Here is a 22,575-nt window from a genome sequence, read left to right on the forward strand (position 1 = left end):
GCGGAAGTGGCGTCCCAGAACGACCCCGGCTGATTCAGGTGATGTAGTACGGCGTTTCGTCGGGGGAGAGGGCTCGCTCGATGAAACGGAGCTCTTCGTCGCGCAGCGGTGGGAGGTTGTCGAGGGGCCACCAGCGGACGTCGGTGCATTCGTCGTCGTTGACGCGGGCCTCGCCGCGCAGGGGGCGGCAGCGGAAGGCGATGTCGAGGACCTGGATCTGGTCGCCGTTGGGGTAGGCGGCCGGTGGGAAGGACTCGATGCCGAGGAGGCGTTCGACCTCGGCCTCGACGGCGGTCTCTTCGTGGATCTCGCGGACCATGGCGACGGCGGGCTGTTCGCCGGGCTCGAGGATGCCGGCGACCAGTGACCAGCGGCCGTTGTCGGCGCGCTGTACGAGCAGGACCTGGTTGTGGTCGTCGAGGACGACGGCGCTCAGGCCGGGGATCCACAGCAGGTCGTGACCGATCTTCTCGCGCAGCTCGAGGATGAACTTCGGGGTCGTCATCCCCAGACCCTAGGTGACGGCCGGGGCAACTTTCTTTCCGCAGGAAAGTTGTAGGCGGCGCCCACTCACCCCTTTCGAAGAGGTCCGATCTCTGCCATCCTCACGGGCATCCGATCGTAGATCCTATCGGATATCTCACACACCGTAGCGGGAGGCGAGATGCGCAGAGACGTGAGGCGCCGGACGTTCGTCGGCGGAGCTCTAGGGATCGCCGCGGCCGGCGGGAGCGGGTTGCTGAGTGGTTGCGGCTCCGGTACGGCGGACGTCGGCGCGGCGCCGGAAAGCCTGACCCAGCCGGTGGCGGAGCTCGGTCCGGTGAAGTCCGGGATCAACTATCCGCCGGGCTACATCGGCCCGAAGGCACGGCGGCAGCAGACGATCGTGACCGAGCCGGCGACGTTCACCGTGGTGGTGCCGCAGAGCCTCACCGTCGGGGACTGGAGCAAGAACGAGTTCACCCGCTGGATGGAGCAGCAGACCGGCATCCGGATCCAGTGGCGGCAGGTGGCCGGCAAGGGCAACGACCCGGAGACGATGACGAAGGTCAACGCGATGATGGCGGCGGGGGACATCCCGGACGCGTTCCTCGGCATCACGTTCACGCGCTCGCAGCTCTACCTGTACGGCGCGCAGAACCTCTTCGTCGACCTGAATCCGTACCTCGAGCGGTACGCGCCCAACCTCCAGTTGGCGATGAAGGACTACCCCGAGACGCCCAAGCTGCTGAAGTCACCGGACAAAGGCGTCTACAGCTTCCCCGACATCAACGACTGCTACCACTGCCGCGCCTCCAACGGCCGCGCGCTGCTCAACACCGAGTGGCTGCGCAAGGTGGGGCTGGCGATGCCGAAGACGACCGACGAATTCCGTGAGGTGCTGACCGCGTTCAAGAAGGCGGACCTCGCCGGTGGCGGGAAGACGATCCCGTTCGGCGGCTACAAGGACGCGCCGCTGGACACGTTCTTCATGAACTCGTTCCTCTACAACGCCGGCGATCCGTGGCTGGCCGTCAACGACGGCAAGGTCGAGGCGAACTACGTCAAGGACGAATGGCGCGAAGGTCTCAAGTACCTGCGCGGTCTGTACGCCGACGGTCTGCTGGCGAAGGACATCTTCACCGCGAACGAGGACCAGATCAAACGGTACGGCGACAACCCCGGCGGGCCGATCATGGGCGGTGCGCGGGTCTACTACTGGGGCACGTTGATGACGCTGGACCTCGTCGATCCGAACGCCCGGTGGCACCAGTACGAAACGATGGACCCGCTGAAGGGACCGAACGGCGTACAGATCGCGCCGTGGGACTACCTCAAGGTCGGCCTCGAGGTGTCGACCCTGGTCGTGACCCGCAAGTGCAAGCGGCCCGACCTGCTCGTCCGGTGGGCCGACTACCAGCTCGATCTCGAGGTCGTGCTGCGTTCGTACGCCGGCCCGGGCTTCCGCTGGTCGGCCAAGGGCGACAAGGGGATCAACGGCAAGCAGTCGATCTACGGCTACGACTCGTGGAATACCGACGAGACCAAGGGCAAGACCTGGGACCAGTACGGCGTGATGTACCGGTCCGGCGATTTCCGGTTGGCCGAGCGGGTGGACCCGAAGAAGCCGACCTTCGAATCGCCGCTGTACGAGCAGACTCGGGACCACCTGTTCCCGCACCGGCAGCGGATGGAGCAGCAGTTCCCGCCGGTCACGTTGGAGGCCGATCAGGCCGCACTGGACGCGGAGATCGGGCTGAACCTCAAGTCCGAGGTGACCGGCTCGATGGCCAAGTTCGTCACCGGCCGGCTCGACCCGGCCGACGACGGGCAGTGGAACGACTACAAGAGCCGCATCAGCCAGATCGGCCTGCAGCCCTATCTCGAGATCCAGCAGGCCGCCTACGAGACCTACCAGGGGTGATGAGCGTGGCAACGGAAACTGCGAGCGCACCCGCCCCGGTGCAGGAGACGCGGTCCGACCGGATCGTGATGATCTGCAACTACACGGCGCTCGGCCTGTTCACGCTGGCCGTCCTGTACCCGTTGGTCTATGTGCTCAGCGCCTCGCTGAGCGATCCGAAGAACGTTGTCTCCGGCAAGGTCTGGCTCTGGCCGGTCGGGCTGAGCCTCGAGTCCTTCAAGGCCGTCTTCGACTACGACTCGATCGTCAGCGGCTTCTCGAACTCAGTCGTGTACGCCGTCGGCGGGGCGCTGGTCGCGACCGCCCTGACCCTGCTCGCGGCGTACCCGTTGTCGCGCAAAGGCCTTCCGGGCAAGGGCCTCATCATGGCGCTGTTCGTGTTCACGATGATGTTCAGCGGCGGCCTGATCCCGTCGTACCTGGTGGTGGACCGGCTCGGCCTGCTGAACACCCGCTGGGCGATCATCCTGCCGGCCGCGCTCGCGGTCTGGAACATGATCATCACCCGGACGTTCTTCCAGTCCACGATCCCCGAAGAGCTGGCCGAGGCCGCGAAGGTCGACGGCTGCACGGACTTCGGTTTCTTCTGGCGGGTCGTGCTGCCGCTGAGCAAACCGATCATCGCGGTCAACCTGCTCTTCTACGCGGTCGCGCAGTGGAACTCGTGGTTCAGCGCGCTGATCTACCTGACCAACGAGCACCTGTTCCCGCTGCAGCTCGTGCTGCGCCAGATCCTGCTGCAGAACCAGTTCGACCCGTCCCAGGTCCGCGACACCGCCGAGCTGATCCGGATGAAGGAGCTGCAGGAGCAGCTCAAGTTCTCGCTGATCGTGATCGCCACCATCCCACCCCTGCTGATCTACCCCTTTGTGCAGAAGCACTTCGTCAAGGGGGCCATGGTCGGCTCGCTGAAGGGCTGACGCGCCATGGCTACTGACACTTTGGTACGACGTACGCCCGCGCGCCCCGGAGTCCGCAAAGCCAAGCAGGCGGTCGGACTGGGCACCCGGATGCGGCGGAACTGGCAGCTGTACGCGATGCTCGCCGTACCGCTGGTCTGGCTGGCGATCTTCGCCTACTGGCCGATGTACGGCGCGATCATCGCGTTCAAGGACTACAACGTGGTCGACGGGATCCTGGGCAGCCGGTGGGTCGGGCTGAAGCACTTCGAGCGGTTCGTCGAGTCGTACCAGTTCGGGCGGCTGATCAAGAACACGCTCCTGCTGCAGATCTACGAACTGTTCGCGACGTTCTGGCCGCCGATCCTGCTGGCCCTCGGCCTGAACATGGCCCGGCGGAAGTGGTACCGCCGCTCGGTGCAGCTGATCACGTACGCCCCGCACTTCATCTCCACGGTGGTCGTGGTCGGCATCATCGTGGTCCTCGTCGACCCGAACACCGGCGTACTGACCCAGCTGCTGGGCCTGTTCGGGGCGGGGCCGATCGACGTACTGAACAACCCGGACTACTTCCGGCACCTCTACGTCTGGTCGAGCTCGTGGCAGACGATGGGCTTCTCGGCGATCATCTATCTGGCCGCGCTGACCAGCGTCTCGCCGGAGCTGCACGAAGCCGCGATCGTGGACGGTGCCTCGCGGCTCCGCCGGGTCTGGCACATCGACCTGCCGGCGATCCGCCCGGTCGCGGTGATCCTGATGATCCTCAACATCGGCACGATCATGACCGCCGGCTTCGAGAAGGTCCTGCTGCTGCAGAACACGCTGAACCTGCAGACCTCCGAGGTGCTCGACACCTACGTCTACAAGCTCGGCTTCGCCTCCCAGGTGCCGCAGTTCAGCTATGCCGCGGCGATCGGGCTCTTCCGCTCCGTCGTCGGCCTGGTGCTGCTTGTCCTGGCCAACACGCTGGCCCGCAAGTTCGCGAAGTCCAGCCTCTGGTGACGACTACGAAGTGGCGCGGCCGGCCTGCCGACGCAGACCGGCCGCGAGCGCACCGGAGAGCAGCAGGGCACAGGCGCTGGTCAGGGCGACCAGAGTCTTGACGCCGGTCATGCCGGAGACGACATCGGTGCCGAGCAGGCTGCCGGCCGTGACGGCCAGGACGATCAGGCCGGCCCAGATCACCAGTGCCGCGCGCTTCTCCTGCTGCGCGATCGCGGCGTACACGACCATCTGCAGTACGGCGTACGCAGAGCCGGCGATCGCGAACATCCAGGTGTAGGGGCCGAGCGATCCGTATTTCTCGGGGCCGCCGATGACCTTGACGACGAGATCCGGCAGGACGAGCGTGCCCACGACTGTGCAGACGCCGAGGCCCGCCACCGCGAGGATGGCGCGGCGGAGTTTGGCGGTGTCGCCGGGGGAGTTGGCCAGTGCCGGGAACACGATCACGATGACGAACTGCGGCAGGAACAGACAGGCCTTCGCCACGATCACTCCGGCGGCGTAGTACCCACTGTGCTGGCCGTCGAGCAGTCCGCGCGCCAGGAGCACGTCGGCGTTCGCGATCACGAAAAACGCGAGCAGCGTGTGGGTGCCGTGCGCAGTCTCTCGCAGCACGTCCTTGACCAGCGCGGGCGTCCCACCGGCCGCACCGCGCAGCAGAACACTGCCCAGTACGGCGGGTACGGCGGCGCCGAGCGCGAGCCCGATCATTGCCGAGTCCAGCGACGGGTGGATCAGTAGTGCCCCACCACCGAGCACCAGCCGGCCAATGCCCACGGAGGTGTACACGGCGGCCAGCTCGGTCCAGCGCTGGGTGCCCTGGAGGACTCCGAGCTGTGAGCCCATCAGAGTCAGTCCGGCGAGCGTTGGCGCCAGCAAGAGCACTGCGACGATCGAGTCGATGTGCAGCAGCCACATCAGTAGTGGTGTGGCCAGCAGGCAGACCACAGTGAGAGCTGCCGCGGTACGGCGGCCCGCCTGCAGCATTGCGTGGGCCAGCGAGCCGTCGTCGGCCTGAGTGGCCAGGCGACGCGCACCGGTGGCCTGCAGCCCGAGGGAGGCGACGTTTCCGATCAGCAGTAGGCCGAGCAGCGCGGTGATCGCGCCGAACTGCTCCGGGATCAGCCGGTGCGTGCCGATCAGGGTGAAGCCGTACGCGGCGACGTTCATGATCGCCATGCCGACTGCGACCACGGTGGCACTCCTGAGGAAGCTGAGCCTCGGCTCTGTGACGGAATTCATCGCCCCTCACCGTAAGCCGCTGGGAGTTCGATATCACTATGGCCACGCCCAGCGATTGAGCGCTCCTGATCCGTTAGGGTCCGCCTGTGCTGAAGGCAGGAACGTCCGAGCAGGTGGTCTGGCGAGCGAGGCTCGTGCTGGGCTGTCTGTTGCTGTCGGCACTCTGTTTTCACCGCGCTCCAGGCCCGGTCGCGCCAGGGTCGCGGATCGACGACCCGACCGCGCTTCTGCGTGGTGCGTTGCACCTGTGGAACCCGGACAGTGCACTCGGCCAGTTGCAGAGTCAGTCCTTTGGCTATCTGCTGCCGATCGGTCCGTTCCAGTGGCTGATGCACGCGCTGACGATGCCGGACTGGATTGGTCAGCGGCTCTGGTGGTGCGTGGTGCTGTGCGTCGCGTTCCTCGGCGTGTGGAAGCTGGCCAACGCCTGGCGGTACGGCGTGCCCTGGACGAGGTTCGCCGTGGCCCTGCTGTACGCCCTGAGCCCACTGCTTCTCAGCGGCATGTCGATCACCTCGGCGGAGGTGTGGCCGCTGGCCATGGCTCCCTGGGTGCTGCTGCCGTTGGTGACCCCGCGAGCCCGCTCCGGCTGGTGGCGCGTCGGCTGGTCGGCCATGGCGTTCGCACTGATCGGTGGAGCCGACCCGGTCGCGGCTGCGCTCACCCTGGTGCTCCCGATCGTCTGGCTGCTCACCCGGCGTCGCGACCGCTGGACGCTCAAGATGGCAGTGGGCTGGCTCGGCTGTGTGCTCGCCGTCTCGGTCTGGTGGCTGGTCCCGCTACTCCTGGTCGCGCAGTACGGCACCCCAGCGGACCGCGCCGCTGCGTTGACCCAGCCGCGGAGCGACACGGACGAGGTCGACTCCGCCCAGTGGCGCTCGTGGGTCGACAAGCAGAACACCAGCGGCAACGTGCTCGTCGTACCCGCGGCCAACCCGCAGTGGCTGGATGACGAGCTGGAACGCCGCCTCGCTTCGGGCGTTGGCGACCAGGCCCTTCAACAAACACTGGTCCACGCCGGCGTCCGGTACGTCGTCATCCGCAACGACCAGGCCGCCGGAGTGCCACCGGCCGCGGCCGTGCACGAGACCCTGGACGAGGCGGGTCTGAAGCGGGTCGCCCATTTCGGTACGCAGGTCGGGGTCTACCCCGGTGTGGAGATCTACGACGTCGGTACGGCGAATGTCGGCCGGCTGATCCCGGAGTCGCGGCTCGTCGAGGTGCAGGGGACCACCAGCGACGTACCGGCGGTTTTGTCGGCGCTGGGTGGTGACCGGGAGGCGATCACCAACGCTGACGTGAGTGGTTCGCAGGGTGTGCTGCCGTTGATCCAGACTGACGGGTTGGACCGCCGCTCACGAGTCGGGGACCAGCCGGCGGGTAGTCGGGCTGAGCGGGTCGATGTGCACGCGGCCAGTCGGCAGCCGAGCGCACTGGTGCTCCGGAACCCGCAGATCGGGCGGTCCGCCTGTCTGCACGTGGAAAGCCGGTCGCTGTGTCAGCCGGGCTCAGCACGCGATGCTGACGAGCCGGGCGGGCTGCTGCGAACGGTGGACCTTCCGCAGACCGCGTCGTACGGGCTGAAGGGGACGGCGCTGCCTGAGGACGGGCCTGCGCTCGAGCGTCTGCTGTCCGGCCCGATCGGGGTTTCTGCGTCCTCTCGTGCGGTCGCTGCGCCGGAAGGGCGGCCGGGGACGGTCGTCGATCAGGACATCACGACCAGCTGGGTCGCGGACGCCGCTGACCGGCAACCGACGCTGACCCTGAGCTTGCCGTCGGCAAGGAAGCTGAGCGGTCTGCAGTTCCGCACTGACCTGGCGCTCTCGTCAGCTGCGCCGACCGAAGTCACGCTGAGCTTCGACGGTGGGCCGGCCACGCCGCACAAGCTGGATGCGGACGGCTATGTGCGCTTCGAGGAGCAGACAGCCCGGATCGTCGAGATGCGGTTCGCTGCGATGACCAAGCCGGTCGCTGTCTCGGAGATCCGCGTAGTGGGTGCGGACGAGCTTCGGCAGGCGCTGCAGCTCGACGCGCGGGTGGGGGAGTCGTGTGGGTCCGGACCGGTCGTGCGGGTGGACGGCAAGCCGACCGTGACGCGGCTGACCGCGACAGTGCGAGACCTCTTGCAGCGGCGTCCGGTCGCGTTCAGCACCTGTGACTCGGGACCCCTCGTACTGCAGGCTGGCCGGCACGAGGTGGATGTGCTGACGAACGGCGGCCTGGTTCCGACCGAGGTCGTGCTGACCAAGGCCGGGTTCGGCGATGTAGCCGTCACCCCGGTGACCGGTCTGAACGTCTGGCGGCCGAACCCAGCCAGTCTGACCCTCGAGGTCCCCGCATCGAGCAAGCAGTCGGTGCTGACCGTCGCACAGAACTACAACAAGGGCTGGATCGCGTACGACGGCAGTGGGCACAAGCTGACGCCGATCCGGGTCGCCGGCTGGCAGCAGGGCTGGCTACTGCCCGCGGGCGAAGAGCAGTTGGTCAACGCACGGTTCATGCCGGACCGGGCGTACCGGGCCGGTCTGCTGGTCGGCTCGCTTGCAGTGCTCGCGGTGATGGCGATGGCGGTTTTCTACCGCCGCCGGACCCGTTCCGGACACCAGCTAAAGGCCGCTCCATGGTGTAGTAGCTGGCTGCGGCGAGCCCGACAGACGCCAGGAGCGTCGTAACGAACAGGAAGACGAACTGGGTGCTGATGCGCGCGAGCAGAGTCAGCGCGATCACCTGGTAGGCGAACACGCCGTACGTGAGGTTGCTGGCCAGCCGTGCCGGTCTGCCGCCGAGGTAGTGGACGGTGCGCCCGGTCGGGGCCAAGGCCGGGAACAACACACAGGCCGCGATGCCGGTGTAGAGGATGCTCTTCACCGCCGACTGACCGGGTGTGGCGGCGGACAGGTCGTACGGACCGGCGAGCGGGGTGGCTGCGAGCAGCAGGAGTGCGGCCGCGACGCCCCAGACAGTCCCGGGGATCGTGGTGAGGACGTCGAGAGCTGACGAGCCGAGGCGACCGGTGCTGCGGGCCACCTGCCAGAGGGCCAAGCCCATCCCGAGCGCGAACCAGCCGATGTACCCGGGCAGCCAGAGTCCGGCGTTCGGGTGATGCGTTGCGCTCATGACTGTCAGCCAGACCGGACCGACCACAGTCAGCCCCGCCAGCACGCTGAGCCGCCAACGGACGCTGCGCCGCGTCGGACGCTCGTAGCCGGTCAGAAGCTTGGCCAGCGCCGGAAGGATCACGTAGAACGCTGCGATCGCCGCCAGACTCCACAGCTGCGTGAGCCCCTCAGCTGGTGGGCCCTCGAAATAGACCTGGGTGAGGGTGGCGTGCTGCAGGTACGTCGACCAGTCGGCGGAGTGCAGTAGTAGAGCAGCCAGTAGTACAGCGACCCAGAGCACGGGCAGAATCCGCACGGCCCGATTTCGCAGGTACGGAAGCGTCAGCGGCGGCAGCGTGCCTTCGAACCACGCCTCTACATGTGGCCGGTAGAGCAGGAAGCCGGAGATCGCGCAGAACACCGCGGCACCGACGTCCAGCCGGGAGAGCAGGCCAGTGAGTGGTCCGGCATCGCTGTGCAGCGTGACCTGCGCGGTCAGCATCGCCAGCGCGGCCAGCACGCGCAGACCGTCGAATGCCGGGAACCTGCGCGGCGTCATCCGGTGACCTCCTTGCGGGCCGACCAGATCGCCGTACCGGGCACGTAGGCGCCGCGGTGCGGTCCCCAACCGCCCCAGATGAGCGTGTGGCCGGCCGGCCACTCCGGCTCGAGCAGATCGTCGATGGCGAACCCGGACTCGGTCAGCGCGCGGATCCAGTCGCCGATGGTCCGGTGGTGTTCGACGTAGACCGGCGTACCGGCGTCGTCGACCTCCACGTACGGCGTGCGGTCGAAGTAGGACTTGTCGATCCGCATCCCGCCCGCATAGGGGTCGTCCGGCATCGACCAGCGGATCGGATGCGTCACCGAGAACACCAGCAGCCCGCCGGGCTTCAGGGTGCGAGCGATCTCGCGCAGTGCGGTGGTCACGTCGGCTACGAAGGGCAGTGCGCCGAAGGCTGAGCAGACGATGTCGAACGTGCTGTCGGCGTAAGGCAGTGCGGTCGCATCGGCCGCGACAGTCCGTACGGCGGTCCCGGTGCGCGCGTCGAGCTGCTGCGCGATCCGCAGCTGCTCCATCGAGATGTCGAAGGCAACGACATCGGCACCCTGCCCGACCAGCCACCGCGCGCACTGCGCAGCACCACAGCCCACTTCGAGGATCCGCTTGCCGCGCACCGGCCCGAGCAGTTGAGCCGACTCCTCGTCGACGCCTTCCGGGCCCCAGATGAACCGGTCGTCGCCGAGGAAGCCGCCGTGATCCTCGAGGTACTGAGCGGCGGCGGAGTTCCAGTAGGTCCGGCTGGCTTGCGAGCTCTCGGCCTCGGTCAGCTCGATACGTTGCGGCACAACCACGCGGTCACATTAGCGAGCTTCGGCGGCCCGCGTCGCGATCGCCTGGTTCATCGCGCGGAACTGTGGCTCGATCGTGTCGCGCAGCATGCCGGCGGTGAACGGCACGGCGGCGCCGCGGAAGATCTCCTCCTGGATCAGCTTCGACCGCCCGTCCGGCAGCGCCTCGATCCGGAAGGCGTGCTCGCCGTCGAAGATCCCGCCGAACCCGATCCGGCCGATCCAGCGCAGCTCCCGGCCGGGCTGCACGGCCAGCAGCTTCGGTGTGAAGGTCGTCTCCGCACCTTTGGTGTCGCGAAGGATGTTGGTGATCGTTCCGCCGACGGTCAGGTCACCGGTCGAGGAGACGATGAACGGGTTCCAGGCCGGGTAGTGCTCGCGGTCGGCGAGGACCTTCCAGACCTGGTCGGGTGACGCGTCGATCTCGACCTCGGTGCGCAGGACGGTCGGCCGGACGATCGTGTAGGTGGTGTAGCCGATCAGCAGCAGGACGAAAACGCCCAGGCCTACCAGCAGGCGACGCTTCATGGGGACTCCTCGGGTCCGAGGACGCTGAGCACCAGCGTCCGGGCGTAATCAGGGGTGAGTGGCTCGCCGGTGACGAGGAGCCGGTAGTACAGCGGGCCGACGAGTTGGTCGACCAGTACGGCGGGCGCGACGTGGGCGAGCACGATCCCGGCCTGCTGCGCCTTCGCGACCACGTCGGTGACGGCTCGGTGCCGGTCGGCCCAGAGCGCGTGGACGCTCTCGCCGACGCGGGGATCGCGGGCCGCCGCGGCGGCCAGGTCGGCGATCAGGCTGGTCGGCGTCGCGGTGAGATTGGCGGCGATCGTGGTGACCAGGGTGGTCAGGTCGGCGCGTGGATCGTCGGACGGCTCGAACGGGACCTCCTCGCGCATGGTGGTGATCAGCGCGACGACGAGCTCGGCCTTCGACGCCCAGCGCCGGTACAGCGTGGTCTTCGCGACGCCGGCCCGCTCGGCGACCCGGTCGATCGACAGCCCGTCGTACCCGCCGTGCCGCAGCTCCGCCGCCGCGGCGGCGAGCAGCCTGCCCTCGATCGCCGTGTCCCGTGGCCGTCCGCGTGTCATGGCTTTACGCTACTGCAGTATCGTAAATAATCCAAGAGGCGGCGAGGTCTTGCCGAGAAGCTGAATGTTCTTCATGCTGAGCCGCACCTGAGCAGTTACCGGCTAGTCACTTAACATCAAAGGCGGCGGGTATGAAGAGATCAGTACGTGCGCGGATGGTCGCGGCAGTGTCGGCGGCGGGCTTGCTGGTCGGCGGCCTGGTGCCACTCCAAGCGGCCGCGGCGCCGCCGCTGGTGTACGTGGCGATGGGGGACTCGTTCGCCGCCGGGTCGCTCGTGTTGCCGGCCAAGGAGGTGCTCACCTGTGCGCGGTCGGCGGTCAACTATGCGTCGCTGGTCGCCAAGCAGTTGCAGCCCGCGAAGTTCCGCGACGTGACCTGTGGTGCCGCGACGACGAAGCACTTCGCGAGCCCGCAGCCCGGCATCATCGCGGGCACAGCGGCTCCGCAGTACGACGCTCTGAGCGCGGACACCACGCTGGTGTCGGTCGGGATCGGTGGGAACGACATCGGGCTGGTCGGCCTCGCGGTCTCCTGTGTGAACCTGCTACCCGAGGGCATCGGGACGTCCTGCAAGGCGACCAACACCGCCGGCGGCGTGGACAAGCTGGCGCAGAAGATCGACGCCTTCGCCGCGACCTACGGGACCGTGATCGAGGAGATCCGGCAGCGGGCGCCGCAGGCGAAGATCCTGATGGTCGGCTACCCGACCGGCATCCGTAAGAGCGGCTGCTGGCCGGTCGTCCCGGTGTGGGCCAAGGACGCCGACTACCTGCAGGCGGCGCTGACCCGGCTGAACGTTCGGATGGCTGAGCAGGCGAGCGCCCACGGTGCGACGTACGTCGATCTCGCGACGCCGAGTGTCGGTCACGACATGTGTAAGGCGGCCGGGACGCGGTGGATCGAGGGACTGATCCCGAGCGTGACCACGAACGGCCTGGTGCCGCTGCACCCGAACGCGGCCGGACTGCGGAACGCCGTACCGACCGTCCTGGCGGCGATGGGAACTGTCTCCAAGGCCTGACAGGATCGGGCGGGTGGATGGACTAGAGACGCTCGCCGCCAGTGCGGTCCCGTTGACCGGTGGCTACCAGGGACAGACCTTCGCGGTGACCGCAGGCGGCGAGGACGCCGTCCTGAAGCTGTATGTGAAGGATCCGGAGCGCGCGGTCGTGGACGCGGCGCTGCTGCAGCTGGTGCGCGGGCTGCTGCCGGTGCCCCGGATCCTCGACCTGAAGCGCGAGGGCTCCTGGGAGGACCCGCCGTACCTGCTGATGGAGCGGCTACCCGGAGTGAACCTGCAGGTCTATCTGGAGACGGCCGGTCCGGAGGAGCGCCGGAAGGTCGGCACGCAGCTGGGGGAGTTGCTGGTCCGGCTCAGCGGGATGCCGTTCCTGACCGCCGGCATGTTCCGCGGTGGCGACCTGACGATCGAGCCGCTCGGCAGCGCCGATCTGGAGGAGTACGCCGCCGGTCTCGGTGTCACGCGGGACGGGCTGCCCCAGGTCTTCGCGCAGGCGGAAGAGCTGCTGGACAGCGCCGGGAGCCGGTTCTGCCTCGTCCACAGCGATTTCAACCCCAAGAACCTGCTGGTCGACCCGGACACCGCCCGGATCACCGGTCTGATCGACTGGGAGTTCGCGTACGCCGGTTCGCCGTACGCCGATCTCGGCAACCTGCTGCGGTTCGAGACCGACCAGGTCCTCGCGGGAGCGGTGCTGAGCGCCGTACGGGGGAGTGGGCTGGGGCTGCCGGAACCGCTCGTCGAGCTCGGCCGGGCTGCTGATCTGTGGGCGCTGCTGGAGCTGGCCTCGCGGGCGGTGGAGAACCCGGTCGCGGCGGTAGCGGCGGCCCTGATCGCCCGAATGGCGGGCACTCAGGAGTTGTCCGGAGACCGTCCTGACCTGGAGGCCATATAGTCGACTCAGTCATTGAGCGGAGCGACACGTCGGGATGCCTCGGCGGGCAGCCGGTGCCGACCGGGTGCCCCAGGTTGTGTTGCCTCCGTCAAGACCGGTATTCTGTGATTTGCGCTATGAGCCTGTGCGACCTCGGACGGAGCAGGCTCGTGCTCGCAGCTTGTCGGTGGTGAATCTGTGCTTTTCGTGCAGTCCAGCGGTGTGGTGCGATCCAACGGCTCATACGCAACATGACTAGCCACCAGTCCACGGAGCAACCCACCACATGACGGCCAGCATCGAGGCACCTCTCGACCCCGCAGTTCGCAGCACCCCGCAGGTAGCGGTCAATGACATCGGGTCGGAGGAAGACTTCCTCGCGGCGATCGATCTGACCATCAAGTACTTCAACGACGGCGACATCGTTGAGGGCACCATCGTCAAGGTCGACCGGGACGAGGTCCTCCTCGACATCGGTTACAAGACCGAAGGCGTGATTCCCTCCCGCGAGCTGTCGATCAAGCACGACGTCGACCCGAACGAGGTCGTCAACGTCGGCGACCACGTCGAGGCCCTGGTTCTCCAGAAGGAGGACAAAGAAGGCCGCCTGATCCTCTCGAAGAAGCGCGCCCAGTACGAGAAGGCCTGGGGCACGATCGAGAAGATCAAGGAAGAGGACGGCGTCGTCACCGGTACCGTCATCGAGGTCGTCAAGGGTGGACTCATCCTGGACATCGGCCTCCGTGGCTTCCTGCCGGCCTCGCTCGTCGAGATGCGTCGTGTCCGCGACCTCCAGCCGTACGTCGGCCAGGAGATCGAGGCCAAGATCATCGAGCTCGACAAGAACCGCAACAACGTGGTTCTGTCGCGTCGCGCGTGGCTGGAGCAGACGCAGTCCGAGGTGCGGATGAACTTCCTCACCCAGCTGCAGAAGGGCCAGATCCGCAAGGGTGTCGTCTCCTCGATCGTCAACTTCGGTGCGTTCGTGGACCTCGGCGGCGTCGACGGTCTGGTGCACGTCTCGGAGCTGTCCTGGAAGCACATCGACCACCCGACCGAGGTTGTCGAGGTCGGCCAGGAAGTCACCGTCGAGGTGCTGGACGTCGACATGGACCGCGAGCGCGTCTCGCTGTCGCTGAAGGCGACCCAGGAAGACCCGTGGCAGCAGTTCGCCCGGACCCACCAGATGGGCCAGATCGTGCCCGGCAAGGTCACCAAGCTGGTTCCGTTCGGTGCGTTCGTCCGCGTGGAGGAGGGCATCGAGGGTCTGGTGCACATCTCCGAGCTGGCCGAGCGTCACGTCGAGATCCCGGAGCAGGTCGTTCAGGTGAACGACGACGTGATGGTCAAGATCATCGACATCGACCTCGAGCGTCGCCGGATCTCGTTGTCGCTGAAGCAGGCCAACGAGGGTGTCGACACCGTGTCGGACGACTTCGACCCCACGCTCTACGGCATGGCGGCGACGTACGACAAGGAAGGCAACTACATCTACCCCGACGGCTTCGACCCGGAGACGGGCGAGTGGCTGGAGGGCTTCGATGCTCAGCGTGAGGAGTGGGAGCGGCAGTACGCCGAGGCCCACCTGCGCTGGGAGGCCCACAAGAAGCAGATCGAGGACGCCAAGACGGCGGACGTCGAGGCCGGCGAGGCCTCCACGTACTCCTCGGCCACTGGCGGCGGCAGTGCGGCTCCGGCCGACGACGCGCCCGCCGAGGGTGCGCTCGCTTCGGACGAGGCGCTGCAGGCGCTGCGTGAGAAGCTGACCGGCCAGGGCTGATCGGTTCTCCGTAGTAGGTAGTTTCTGCCGGAACCCCCGCATCCTTCTGGGTGCGGGGGTTCCGCATGTCTTAGGGCCGGCGTCGTTTGGGGTCGGGGAAGTCGTTGCCCCAGTGGCCGCCGCCCTCACCCTTCATCCGGGTCTTGAGCTCGATCACCTCGGCGCGGGCGGTGCTGGAGGCGAAGAAGCCGATCCGGTACGGCTCGTTCGGTGACCCGGCCTCCCAGGCCGGCACCTGCTGCTCGCCGTACCGGACCATCCGCACCGGCGGGTCCTCTCCGGCCTTGATCCGCGCGGCGTCCTGCGCACAGGCCGGCACCTTCCGGGTGGGGCCGCTGCGCGGCGTCCACACCACATCCATGCTCGCCGGTCCGTGCTGCGGGTTGAAGAAGCACGGTGTACGGCGCTCCGGCAGCGGCAAGCCGTCGACCCGGGCCCGCGCGCAGGCGAACGCGAAGCGGCCGGCCGAGAGTGTGTCGACGACCGCACTGATCGACTCGACACTGTCGAGCTTGTCGACGAGCCGCTTCGCGGTCTCGTAGGCGTCGAGCGCGGTCTGATAATCGTGCCGCGTCTCGGCATCAAGGCCGTCCGCGTCCCCGAACCGCGTCAGCTCCTCGCCGAACACGATTGTGTCCTCTTCGGCCATCAGCCGGACATGCTCCAGCTCGCGCCCGTCCCGCCGTTTCCTGAACCACCCCATACGCCATGCTAAGTCCATGCTCGACGTTGCGGTGGTCGGCGGAAGCTCGGCCGGTTTGCAGGCGGCGTTGACGTTGCGACGAGCTTCTCGCGATCGGGCGCTGTTCGCGATCGGCGCCGCCGGGCACGCGAGTACGACGGCCGTCGCGCTGCACGCGGACCTGCTCGACCGGGACTTGGTCCAGTAGGGTGCTTGCGTGCTACGAGTTGGACTGACCGGAGGAATCGGCGCCGGTAAGAGTGCGGTGTCGTCGCGACTGGCGGCGCGCGGTGCGATCGTGATCGATTCCGATCTGCTGGCGCGCGAAGTGGTGGCCAAGGGGACCGACGGGCTGGCCGAAGTGGTGGCCGCGTTCGGGTCCGAGGTGCTGACCGCCGAAGGTGAGATGGATCGGCCCGCGGTCGGGCGGATCGTGTTCGGGGACGCCGATGCGCGGCGCCGGCTCGAGGCGGTCGTCCATCCGCGGGTGCGGGCCCGGGCCGCGGAGATCGAGGCGGCCGCGCCCGACGATGCGATCGTCGTGCACGACATCCCGTTGCTGGTCGAGACCGGTCAGTCCGATCGCTTCGACGTGGTGCTGGTGGTCGACGTACCGCCGGAGGTTCAGCTGGAAAGGCTGACGCAGCAACGAAGTATGGCGCTTTCCGAGGCCGAGCAGCGAATCGCCAGCCAGGCAACGCGTGCGCAGCGCCTCGCGGTCGCGGACGTGGTGGTGGACAACTCCGGCACGCTCGCCGAGCTGGACGCGCGGCTCGATGAGGTGTGGGACACGTTGATCGAGTGCGCAGAGCACGGTCCGGACACGAAAAGATGACCCCTGCGCGGTAAATGATGAATCCGGGAACGGGTGTACGAGAATCTGTCCCGACCTGGATCGGCTGATGCCGTTCCGTTGGCCCGAGCTAGGGAGGATGGCGTGGTGTGTCCGCGCTGTAACTCCGACGTCCCCGAGGTCTCGCGGTATTGCCACCATTGTGGCAACGACCTGCGGTCCGGGGACACGGAGCGGAAGAACGCGTATGCGGCGCGGCCGGATGAATCGGTCGCGTCGTTCAAGCTGGTCTCCACGATCATGCCGCAGGGCTCGGGTAAACAGCCCTACACCTACAAGGTCGCCCTCGGGATCGCGCTGCTGCTGACGGTCGTCACGGCCGCGCTCGGTGCCCTGCCGGTCGCGATCATGGTGGCTGCGTTCTCGATCCCGATCGTCTACATCCTCTACTTGTACGACGTGAACCTGTGGGAGGACGAGCCGATCCCGGTGGTCGCGGCAGCCTTCGTGCTGACCGGCGTACTGGCGGCGGTCTTCACCTGGTTGTGGTCGGACAAGATCTCGCTGTCCACCATCACGATCGGCGCGAACGACGGCGGCCCGTCCGGACGCGACCTGCTGATCCTGCTTCTGCTGGTGCCGGTCGTCTCGGAGCTGATCCGTCAGATCGGCCCGCTCTACCTGGCCTCGCGGCCGCGGTACGACGACCTGATGGACGGCTTCACCTTCGGTGTCGTGGCCGGCGTCGGGTATGCCTGCTTCGAGACGCTCGTCCTGCACTGGGGCTGGATCAGCGGCGGTTTCGCCGGTCCGGGCAGCAGCGCCGGGACGTGGATCTCGATCGTGGTCCTGCACGGATTCATCAAGCCGCTGATCTACGGCTCGGCGACCGGTCTGGCGGGTGCGGAGTTCTCCGGACTCGGCGCCGGGTACGACGGCTTCACGCCGCGCTGGGTGATCGCGCTGGTGCAGGCCATCGCGGTGAACGTGCTGTTCCAGGGCGGTATCTACCTGCTCGGGTTCGTCGGCGGTCACGGTTCGACCATCGGCGCCGTACTGGGTGTCGTCTGGGGCCTGTTGCTGCTGGGCGCGCTGATCATCCGGGTCCGGACCGTGCTGCACAAGGGCCTGCTCGAGGCCGCGCTGGAGTCGGCCGCTCGCGGCGGTTCCAACCACGCCTCCGGCGACCAGGCCTTCTGCTCGCGCTGTGAGATGCCGCTGCTGCCGCACTCGGACTTCTGCTCCGCCTGTGGCAACTCCGTCCGCTCGGTGCCGAAGTCGGCCCGTGGTGTGACGGCATCGGCGCCGGCCGGTGGGTACGACGTGACGACTGGGGAGACGCAGGCATGAGCAACCAGCAACCTCCGTACGGCGGTCAGCCGCCGCAGGGTCAGCCGCCTCAGGGGCAGCCGCCGCAAGGCCGGCCGCCGCAGGGGCCGCCGCCTGGGTACGGTCCGCCTCCGCAGCAGGGTCAGCCGCCGCAGGGGCCCCCGCCTGGATATGGTCCGCCCCCGCAAGGGCCGCCGCCTGGGTACGGTCAGCCCCCGCAGGGTCAGCCGCCGCAGGGGCCGCCGCCTGGTTACGGGCAGCCTCCGCAGGGTCAGCCGGGATACGGTCAGCAGCCTGGGCAACCGCCGTACGGGCAACCCCCGCAGGGACCGCCGCCTGGCTACGGCCAGCAGCAGTACCCGCAGCAGGGGTACCCCGGGCAGCAGCAGTTCCCGCAGCAGGGCTACCCCGGCCAGCCGCAGTACGGCGGCCAAGCCCCGCGGGGCAAGGGCAGCAACAAGATCCTCTACCTGGCCGGTGGCGGTCTGGTCGTGGTCGCGGTCATCGGCATCGTGCTCGCCCTGATCTTCGGGGGCGGTGACGACAAGCAGGTCTCGCCGCCGCCGAACCCGAACCCGACCCCGACGGGCAACGGCGACAACAACCAGCCGACCGGAACCGACGAGGGGCTCGAGGTCGGTGAAGGCGTCTACGTGAAGCCGGCGCTGGGCTACACCCGCAAGGAGCTGAAGGACTTCAAGGGCGTCTTCCTGCTCAAGCAGGGCGAGGGCTCCTTCATGGTCCAGGTGTTCAAGGCGGCTCCTGGCGAGACCGCGGAGTCGGTGCTGCCGAAGCTGCTCGCGGCCGAGACCAAGGGGCTGACCGCGGTGAAGACCAAGGAGCCGGTCAAGTACACGCCCGGTGCCGACGAGAAGACCACGATCAAGACCGCGTACACGCAGAACTACTCCGGGACCTCGACCAGTCAGTCCGGCTCGTTCGAGGCGGTCGGGTTGGTCGGCGTGATCGAGCGTAGTGACGGCGTGATCACGCTGACCCGGACCTACGGTCGCAGGGACAAGTTGGCGACGCTCCAGCCGGACAGCTCCGCGATGCTGCAGTCGGTGCTCAAGAGCCAGTGACCGGAAAACGCGACCAAGGGGCCGGGGACAGCAACCCGTGGGTGAGCAAGCCCGGCCCCGACGACCCCGCGGCAGCGCCTGCACCGGCGCTGCCGCCGTCGCCGTGGAATCTCGAGGTTCCACCGACGCCGGCCGGTCCGGGGTCGCCCTGGTCCGGTACGCAGGCGCCGGAGTCCGGGGCAGCTGCCAAAGCCGGTCCGGTTGCTGGTCCTGATCCGGCGACCGGACCGCCGTCCGGGTGGGGTGAGAAGATCGCGCCGCCGTCGCTGCGGCGTCCGCCGCCGCCGGTGAAGAAGCGTCGGCGGATCCCACCGCTGCTGCTGCCGATCGGCGCCGGTCTGCTCGTGGTCGTGCTGGTCGCACTGGTGCTCGTGCTGGTCTCCGGCGGGGACGACACCGCCGACCCGGTCCCCGGACCGTCGACGACACCGACGCCGAGTGTGCCCAGTACGTCGTACTCGCCGCCGGCCGGGGCGATTCCGGTCGGGTTCGGGGTGTCCGTCGTACCGGTGCCGACCTGGAGTGTGCTGGAGACCGAGAAGCAGGGCAAGGAGCTTGTCACCTACGCGCCGAACGGTGAGGCGCGGGCGTTCTTCTGGGTCCGCCAGAAGCAGAACGTGACGGCGCACGCCTATCTGCTCGCGATCATCGAGGGCGAGACCGAGAACGAGATCGCCAAACTCGAGAAGGAACGGATCCTGCCCTGCCCCAAGAACGTCCTGGAGGAGTGCGTCGCGATGAGCTACACCTCCACCGCCAAGGACAAGGCGGGCCAGGACGTCCAGGTGCGGGGCTATGTGGAGGTCTACCTGCGCAAGGACAAGGTGGCCACCGCGGTGGACTTCCGGACCCGCGTCGACTTCGCGCCGAAGGCCGAGGCGGACGCCGCCGAGATGAAGACGTCGGTTCTCAACAGCTTGTGACGAACCCCCGACACCACGAGGAACAGCTATGAGTCAGCAGTACGGACCACCTCCGGGCCCGCCGCCGGCCGCCGCACCTGGTGGCTGGGGAGCAGGCCAAGGCGGCGCGGGACCCGCGGGGCCCGGCGGCTGGGGCTCTGGACCTGGCCGGCCGCCGGGTCCGCCGGCCAAGTCGAGACGGTCGCAGCTGATCGTCATCGGCGGCGCGGCGCTGGCCGTCGTCCTGGTCGCGGTCGGTGTCGTGCTGCTGGTCACCGGCGGTGGTGAGGACAACAACAACAAGCAGCCGGCCGCGGTGCAGACGCCGGACGCGCCGGGCACGCTCTACACCCCGCCGGCCGGCTCGAAGCCGAACGACACCAAGCAGGCGAACGACATCGGGGTCGAGGTCGGCCACGGGATCTGGTTCACCCCGGCCAAGGGCTGGCGGAAGAGCCCGAGGGCCGCGACCGGGCAGAACTACATTCTGCAGCAGTTCAACGTGCGCGGGCTGATCGACGGGTACTTCTGGGTCCGGCAGACCACGCTGTACGACGCGAAGGGTTTCGCCGAGCACCTGGTCGACATCGAGTCGAACGGGATGCAGAACGTGGTGATCGGCAAGGGCACGGAGTGCAAGCCGGCCAACCCGGCGATCAAGACCTGTTACGCGCTGACCTACACCGCGAAGATCAAGACCGCCAAGAACGGGCTGATCGACTACCAGGGCTTCGTGACGGCGTACTCGGACAAGTGGGACCGGGTCACGGCCACCGACGCGGGGCTCGAGAAGCGGGTCTACGAGCGTCGCAAGGACAACCTCAAGGTGATGAACGACAGCGTCGAAAAGAGCTTCTGACCTGCGGTTTCAGGTTTTGTCGGTGGGGGCACGTACCTTTGGTGCCATGAGACAGGTCACGGATCTCCAGCGTATGGTCGCGCCGCTCAACGTGGTGTCCGACTTCGATCCGGCCGGTGACCAGCCGGCCGCGATCGCGGAGCTCGAGCGGCGGATCAACGCCGGCGAGCAGGATGTCGTTCTGCTCGGTGCCACCGGTACCGGCAAGACGGCGACGATGGCCTGGCTGGCGGAGAAGATCCAGCGCCCGATGCTGATCCTGCAGCCGAACAAGACGCTGGCCGCCCAGTTCGCCACCGAGCTGCGGCACTTCTTCCCGGAGAACGCGGTCGAGTACTTCGTCTCGTACTACGACTACTACCAGCCCGAGGCGTATGTCCCGCAGACGGACACCTACATCGAGAAGGACTCCTCGATCAACGAGGAGGTCGAGCGGCTGCGGCACTCGGCGACCTGGTCGCTGCTGACCCGGCGGGACGTGGTCGTGGTCGCGACCGTCTCCTGTATCTACGGCCTGGGCTCCGCGGACGAGTACCTGAACCGGATGATCCACGTGAAGGTCGGCGACGAGATGGACCGCGACGGTCTGCTCCGCAAGCTGGTCGGCGTGCAGTACGCGCGCAACGACCTGGCCGGCACCCGTGGCACCTTCCGGGTCCGCGGCGACACGCTCGAGGTCTTCCCGGTGTACCAGGAGCTCGCGGTCCGGGTGGAGTTCTTCGGCGACGAGATCGAGCGGGTGATGACGCTGCACCCGCTGACCGGCGAGGTGCTGAGCGAGGAGACCGAGCTCTACATCGGCGCCGCGACGCACTACGTGACCGCGCCCGAGAAGATGGAGCGCGCGATCACCTCGATCGAGGCGGAGCTGGCCGACCGGCTGGCCGAGCTCGAGCGCGGCGGTCAGTTGCTGGAGGCCCAGCGGCTGCGGATGCGGACGACGTACGACATCGAGATGATGCGCCAGATCGGCACCTGCTCCGGGATCGAGAACTACTCCCGGCACACCGACGGCCGCGAGGCCGGGACGGCGCCGCACTGTCTGCTGGACTACTTCCCCGAGGACTTCCTGCTCGTCATCGACGAGTCGCACGTGACCGTCCCGCAGATCGGCGGGATGTACGAGGGCGACATGTCGCGGAAGCGGACGCTGGTCGAGCACGGGTTCCGGCTGCCGTCGGCGATGGACAACCGGCCGCTGCGCTGGGAGGAGTTCCTGGAGCGGATCGGCCAGACGGTCTACCTGTCCGCGACCCCGGGGCAGTACGAGCAGGACAAGTCCGACGGGTTCGTCGAGCAGATCATCCGGCCGACCGGCCTGATCGACCCCGAGGTGATCGTCAAGCCGACCAAGGGCCAGATCGACGACCTGATCCACGAGATCCGGATCCGGACCGAGCGCAACGAGCGGGTGCTGGTCACCACGCTGACCAAGAAGATGTCGGAGGATCTGACCGACTACCTGCTGGAGATGGGGATCCGGACCAGGTATCTGCACAGCGAGGTGGACACGCTGCGCCGCGTCGAACTGCTCCGCGAACTGCGCATGGGTGAGTACGACGTACTGGTCGGCATCAACCTGCTCCGGGAGGGTCTCGACCTGCCGGAGGTGTCGCTGGTCGCGATCCTGGACGCGGACAAGGAAGGCTTCCTGCGTTCCGGCCGGTCCCTGATCCAGACGATCGGTCGCGCGGCCCGCAACGTGTCCGGTGCGGTGTTCATGTACGCGGACAAGATCACGCCGTCGATGGAGATGGCGATCGACGAGACCAACCGGCGGCGCGCCAAACAGGTCGCGTACAACACCGAGCACGGTGTCGACCCGCAGCCGCTGCGGAAGAAGATCGCCGACATCACCGACATGCTCGCCCGCGAGGACGCGGACACCGCCGAGCTGCTCGGCAGCGGCCGCAACCAGAGCCGCGGCAAGGCGCCGACACCAGGCGGTCTCAAGGGCAAGGTGGGGGAGAAGGCGAAGGAGCTCGCCGGCGGCATGCCGTCGTCGGACCTCGCAGACCTGATCCAGCAGCTCACCGACCAGATGCACAACGCGGCCGCGGAGCTCCAGTTCGAGGTGGCCGCGCGCTACCGCGACGAGATCTCCGAGCTGAAGAAGGAGCTCCGCCAAATGACGAACGCCGGGGCTCAGTAGCTGGTTGG

The 22,575-nt window shown here is 67.7% G+C and carries 20 protein-coding genes and 1 pseudogene; 14 read left to right on the forward strand and 7 right to left on the reverse strand.

Going from position 1 to position 22,575, the window contains the following annotated elements; translation table 11 throughout:
• Window positions 1-34: 34 nt before the first annotated feature.
• Complete coding sequence (locus OG474_RS36000; RefSeq protein ID WP_405058103.1) at window positions 35-505, reverse strand: NUDIX hydrolase; 471 nt, start codon at window positions 503-505, stop codon at window positions 35-37.
• Between the two features lie 159 nt (window positions 506-664).
• Here OG474_RS36000 and OG474_RS36005 point away from each other — a divergent pair, with 159 nt between their 5' ends.
• The 3 genes from OG474_RS36005 to OG474_RS36015 are packed head-to-tail and all read left to right on the forward strand — an operon-like array spanning window position 665 to window position 4,305.
• Window positions 665-2,404, forward strand: a complete 1,740-nt coding sequence (locus OG474_RS36005; protein WP_405058104.1) for an extracellular solute-binding protein — start codon at window positions 665-667, stop codon at window positions 2,402-2,404.
• Window positions 2,404-3,324, forward strand: coding sequence for a carbohydrate ABC transporter permease (locus OG474_RS36010; RefSeq protein ID WP_405058105.1), 921 nt, complete (start codon window positions 2,404-2,406; stop codon window positions 3,322-3,324). The genes OG474_RS36005 and OG474_RS36010 overlap by 1 nt, the downstream gene beginning before the upstream one ends.
• A gap of 6 nt (window positions 3,325-3,330) precedes the next feature.
• On the forward strand, window positions 3,331-4,305 hold the full coding sequence (locus OG474_RS36015) for an ABC transporter permease (RefSeq protein WP_405058106.1): 975 nt from the start codon (window positions 3,331-3,333) through the stop codon (window positions 4,303-4,305).
• Window positions 4,306-4,308: 3 nt separating this feature from the next.
• On the opposite strand, the gene OG474_RS36020 is transcribed toward OG474_RS36015, so the two are convergent.
• Window positions 4,309-5,550 (reverse strand): polysaccharide biosynthesis protein, encoded by a 1,242-nt coding sequence (locus OG474_RS36020; protein WP_405058107.1) that lies wholly within the window; start codon window positions 5,548-5,550, stop codon window positions 4,309-4,311.
• Between the two features lie 134 nt (window positions 5,551-5,684).
• Here OG474_RS36020 and OG474_RS36025 point away from each other — a divergent pair.
• Window positions 5,685-6,899, forward strand: a pseudogene (locus tag OG474_RS36025) (alpha-(1->3)-arabinofuranosyltransferase family protein); the annotation flags it as partial.
• A 1,147-nt stretch (window positions 6,900-8,046) separates the two neighbouring features.
• Here the strand turns inward: OG474_RS36025 and OG474_RS36030 are convergent.
• From OG474_RS36030 to OG474_RS36045, 4 genes are read right to left on the reverse strand one after another with little or no spacing between them, the layout of a single operon-like run.
• Window positions 8,047-9,207, reverse strand: coding sequence for an acyltransferase family protein (locus OG474_RS36030; protein ID WP_405058108.1), 1,161 nt, complete (start codon window positions 9,205-9,207; stop codon window positions 8,047-8,049).
• On the reverse strand, window positions 9,204-10,004 hold the full coding sequence (locus OG474_RS36035) for a class I SAM-dependent methyltransferase (protein ID WP_405058109.1): 801 nt from the start codon (window positions 10,002-10,004) through the stop codon (window positions 9,204-9,206). The genes OG474_RS36030 and OG474_RS36035 overlap by 4 nt, the downstream gene beginning before the upstream one ends.
• Window positions 10,005-10,013: 9 nt before the next feature.
• Window positions 10,014-10,529 (reverse strand): SRPBCC family protein, encoded by a 516-nt coding sequence (locus tag OG474_RS36040; protein ID WP_405058110.1) that lies wholly within the window; start codon window positions 10,527-10,529, stop codon window positions 10,014-10,016.
• On the reverse strand, window positions 10,526-11,092 hold the full coding sequence (locus OG474_RS36045) for a TetR/AcrR family transcriptional regulator (protein ID WP_405058111.1): 567 nt from the start codon (window positions 11,090-11,092) through the stop codon (window positions 10,526-10,528). The genes OG474_RS36040 and OG474_RS36045 overlap by 4 nt, the downstream gene beginning before the upstream one ends.
• Before the next feature lie 131 nt (window positions 11,093-11,223).
• On the opposite strand from OG474_RS36045, the gene OG474_RS36050 reads away from it, so the two are divergent.
• The 3 genes from OG474_RS36050 (at window position 11,224) to rpsA (ending at window position 14,768) form a co-directional block, all read left to right on the forward strand.
• Window positions 11,224-12,114, forward strand: a complete 891-nt coding sequence (locus OG474_RS36050; RefSeq protein WP_405058112.1) for an SGNH/GDSL hydrolase family protein — start codon at window positions 11,224-11,226, stop codon at window positions 12,112-12,114.
• A gap of 13 nt (window positions 12,115-12,127) precedes the next feature.
• Entirely contained in the window at window positions 12,128-13,009 is an 882-nt protein-coding gene (locus OG474_RS36055) for a phosphotransferase family protein (RefSeq protein WP_405058113.1), read from the forward strand.
• Window positions 13,010-13,274: 265 nt separating this feature from the next.
• Window positions 13,275-14,768, forward strand: a complete 1,494-nt coding sequence (rpsA, locus tag OG474_RS36060; protein WP_405058114.1) for a 30S ribosomal protein S1 — start codon at window positions 13,275-13,277, stop codon at window positions 14,766-14,768.
• Window positions 14,769-14,838: 70 nt separating this feature from the next.
• On the opposite strand, the gene OG474_RS36065 is transcribed toward rpsA, so the two are convergent.
• Window positions 14,839-15,471: a hypothetical protein gene (locus OG474_RS36065; RefSeq protein ID WP_405058115.1), complete on the reverse strand. Its 633-nt coding sequence runs from the start codon at window positions 15,469-15,471 to the stop codon at window positions 14,839-14,841.
• 16 nt (window positions 15,472-15,487) lie between these two features.
• On the opposite strand from OG474_RS36065, the gene OG474_RS36070 reads away from it, so the two are divergent.
• The 7 genes from OG474_RS36070 (at window position 15,488) to uvrB (ending at window position 22,567) form a co-directional block, all read left to right on the forward strand.
• On the forward strand, window positions 15,488-15,658 hold the full coding sequence (locus OG474_RS36070) for a hypothetical protein (protein WP_405058116.1): 171 nt from the start codon (window positions 15,488-15,490) through the stop codon (window positions 15,656-15,658).
• 9 nt (window positions 15,659-15,667) lie between these two features.
• A complete protein-coding gene (coaE, locus tag OG474_RS36075) occupies window positions 15,668-16,285 on the forward strand; it encodes a dephospho-CoA kinase (RefSeq protein ID WP_405058117.1) in 618 nt (205 codons plus the stop codon).
• 102 nt (window positions 16,286-16,387) lie between these two features.
• Window positions 16,388-17,593, forward strand: coding sequence for a PrsW family glutamic-type intramembrane protease (locus OG474_RS36080; protein WP_405058118.1), 1,206 nt, complete (start codon window positions 16,388-16,390; stop codon window positions 17,591-17,593).
• Window positions 17,590-18,654 carry a hypothetical protein gene (locus OG474_RS36085; protein WP_405058119.1) on the forward strand — a complete coding sequence of 355 codons (1,065 nt, stop codon included), beginning with the start codon at window positions 17,590-17,592 and terminating at the stop codon, window positions 18,652-18,654. The genes OG474_RS36080 and OG474_RS36085 overlap by 4 nt, the downstream gene beginning before the upstream one ends.
• A gap of 41 nt (window positions 18,655-18,695) precedes the next feature.
• The gene (locus OG474_RS36090; protein ID WP_405058120.1) at window positions 18,696-19,577 is read left to right on the forward strand and encodes a hypothetical protein; all 882 of its coding nucleotides are present in this window, start codon (window positions 18,696-18,698) and stop codon (window positions 19,575-19,577) included.
• 28 nt (window positions 19,578-19,605) lie between these two features.
• Entirely contained in the window at window positions 19,606-20,415 is an 810-nt protein-coding gene (locus OG474_RS36095) for a hypothetical protein (protein ID WP_405058121.1), read from the forward strand.
• Window positions 20,416-20,461: 46 nt separating this feature from the next.
• Complete coding sequence (gene uvrB / locus OG474_RS36100; RefSeq protein ID WP_405058122.1) at window positions 20,462-22,567, forward strand: excinuclease ABC subunit UvrB; 2,106 nt, start codon at window positions 20,462-20,464, stop codon at window positions 22,565-22,567.
• The last annotated feature ends 8 nt before the right edge of the window (window positions 22,568-22,575 follow it).

The sequence above is a fragment of the Kribbella sp. NBC_01505 genome (assembly GCF_045040285.1).
Taxonomy (GTDB): Bacteria; Actinomycetota; Actinomycetes; order Propionibacteriales; family Kribbellaceae; genus Kribbella.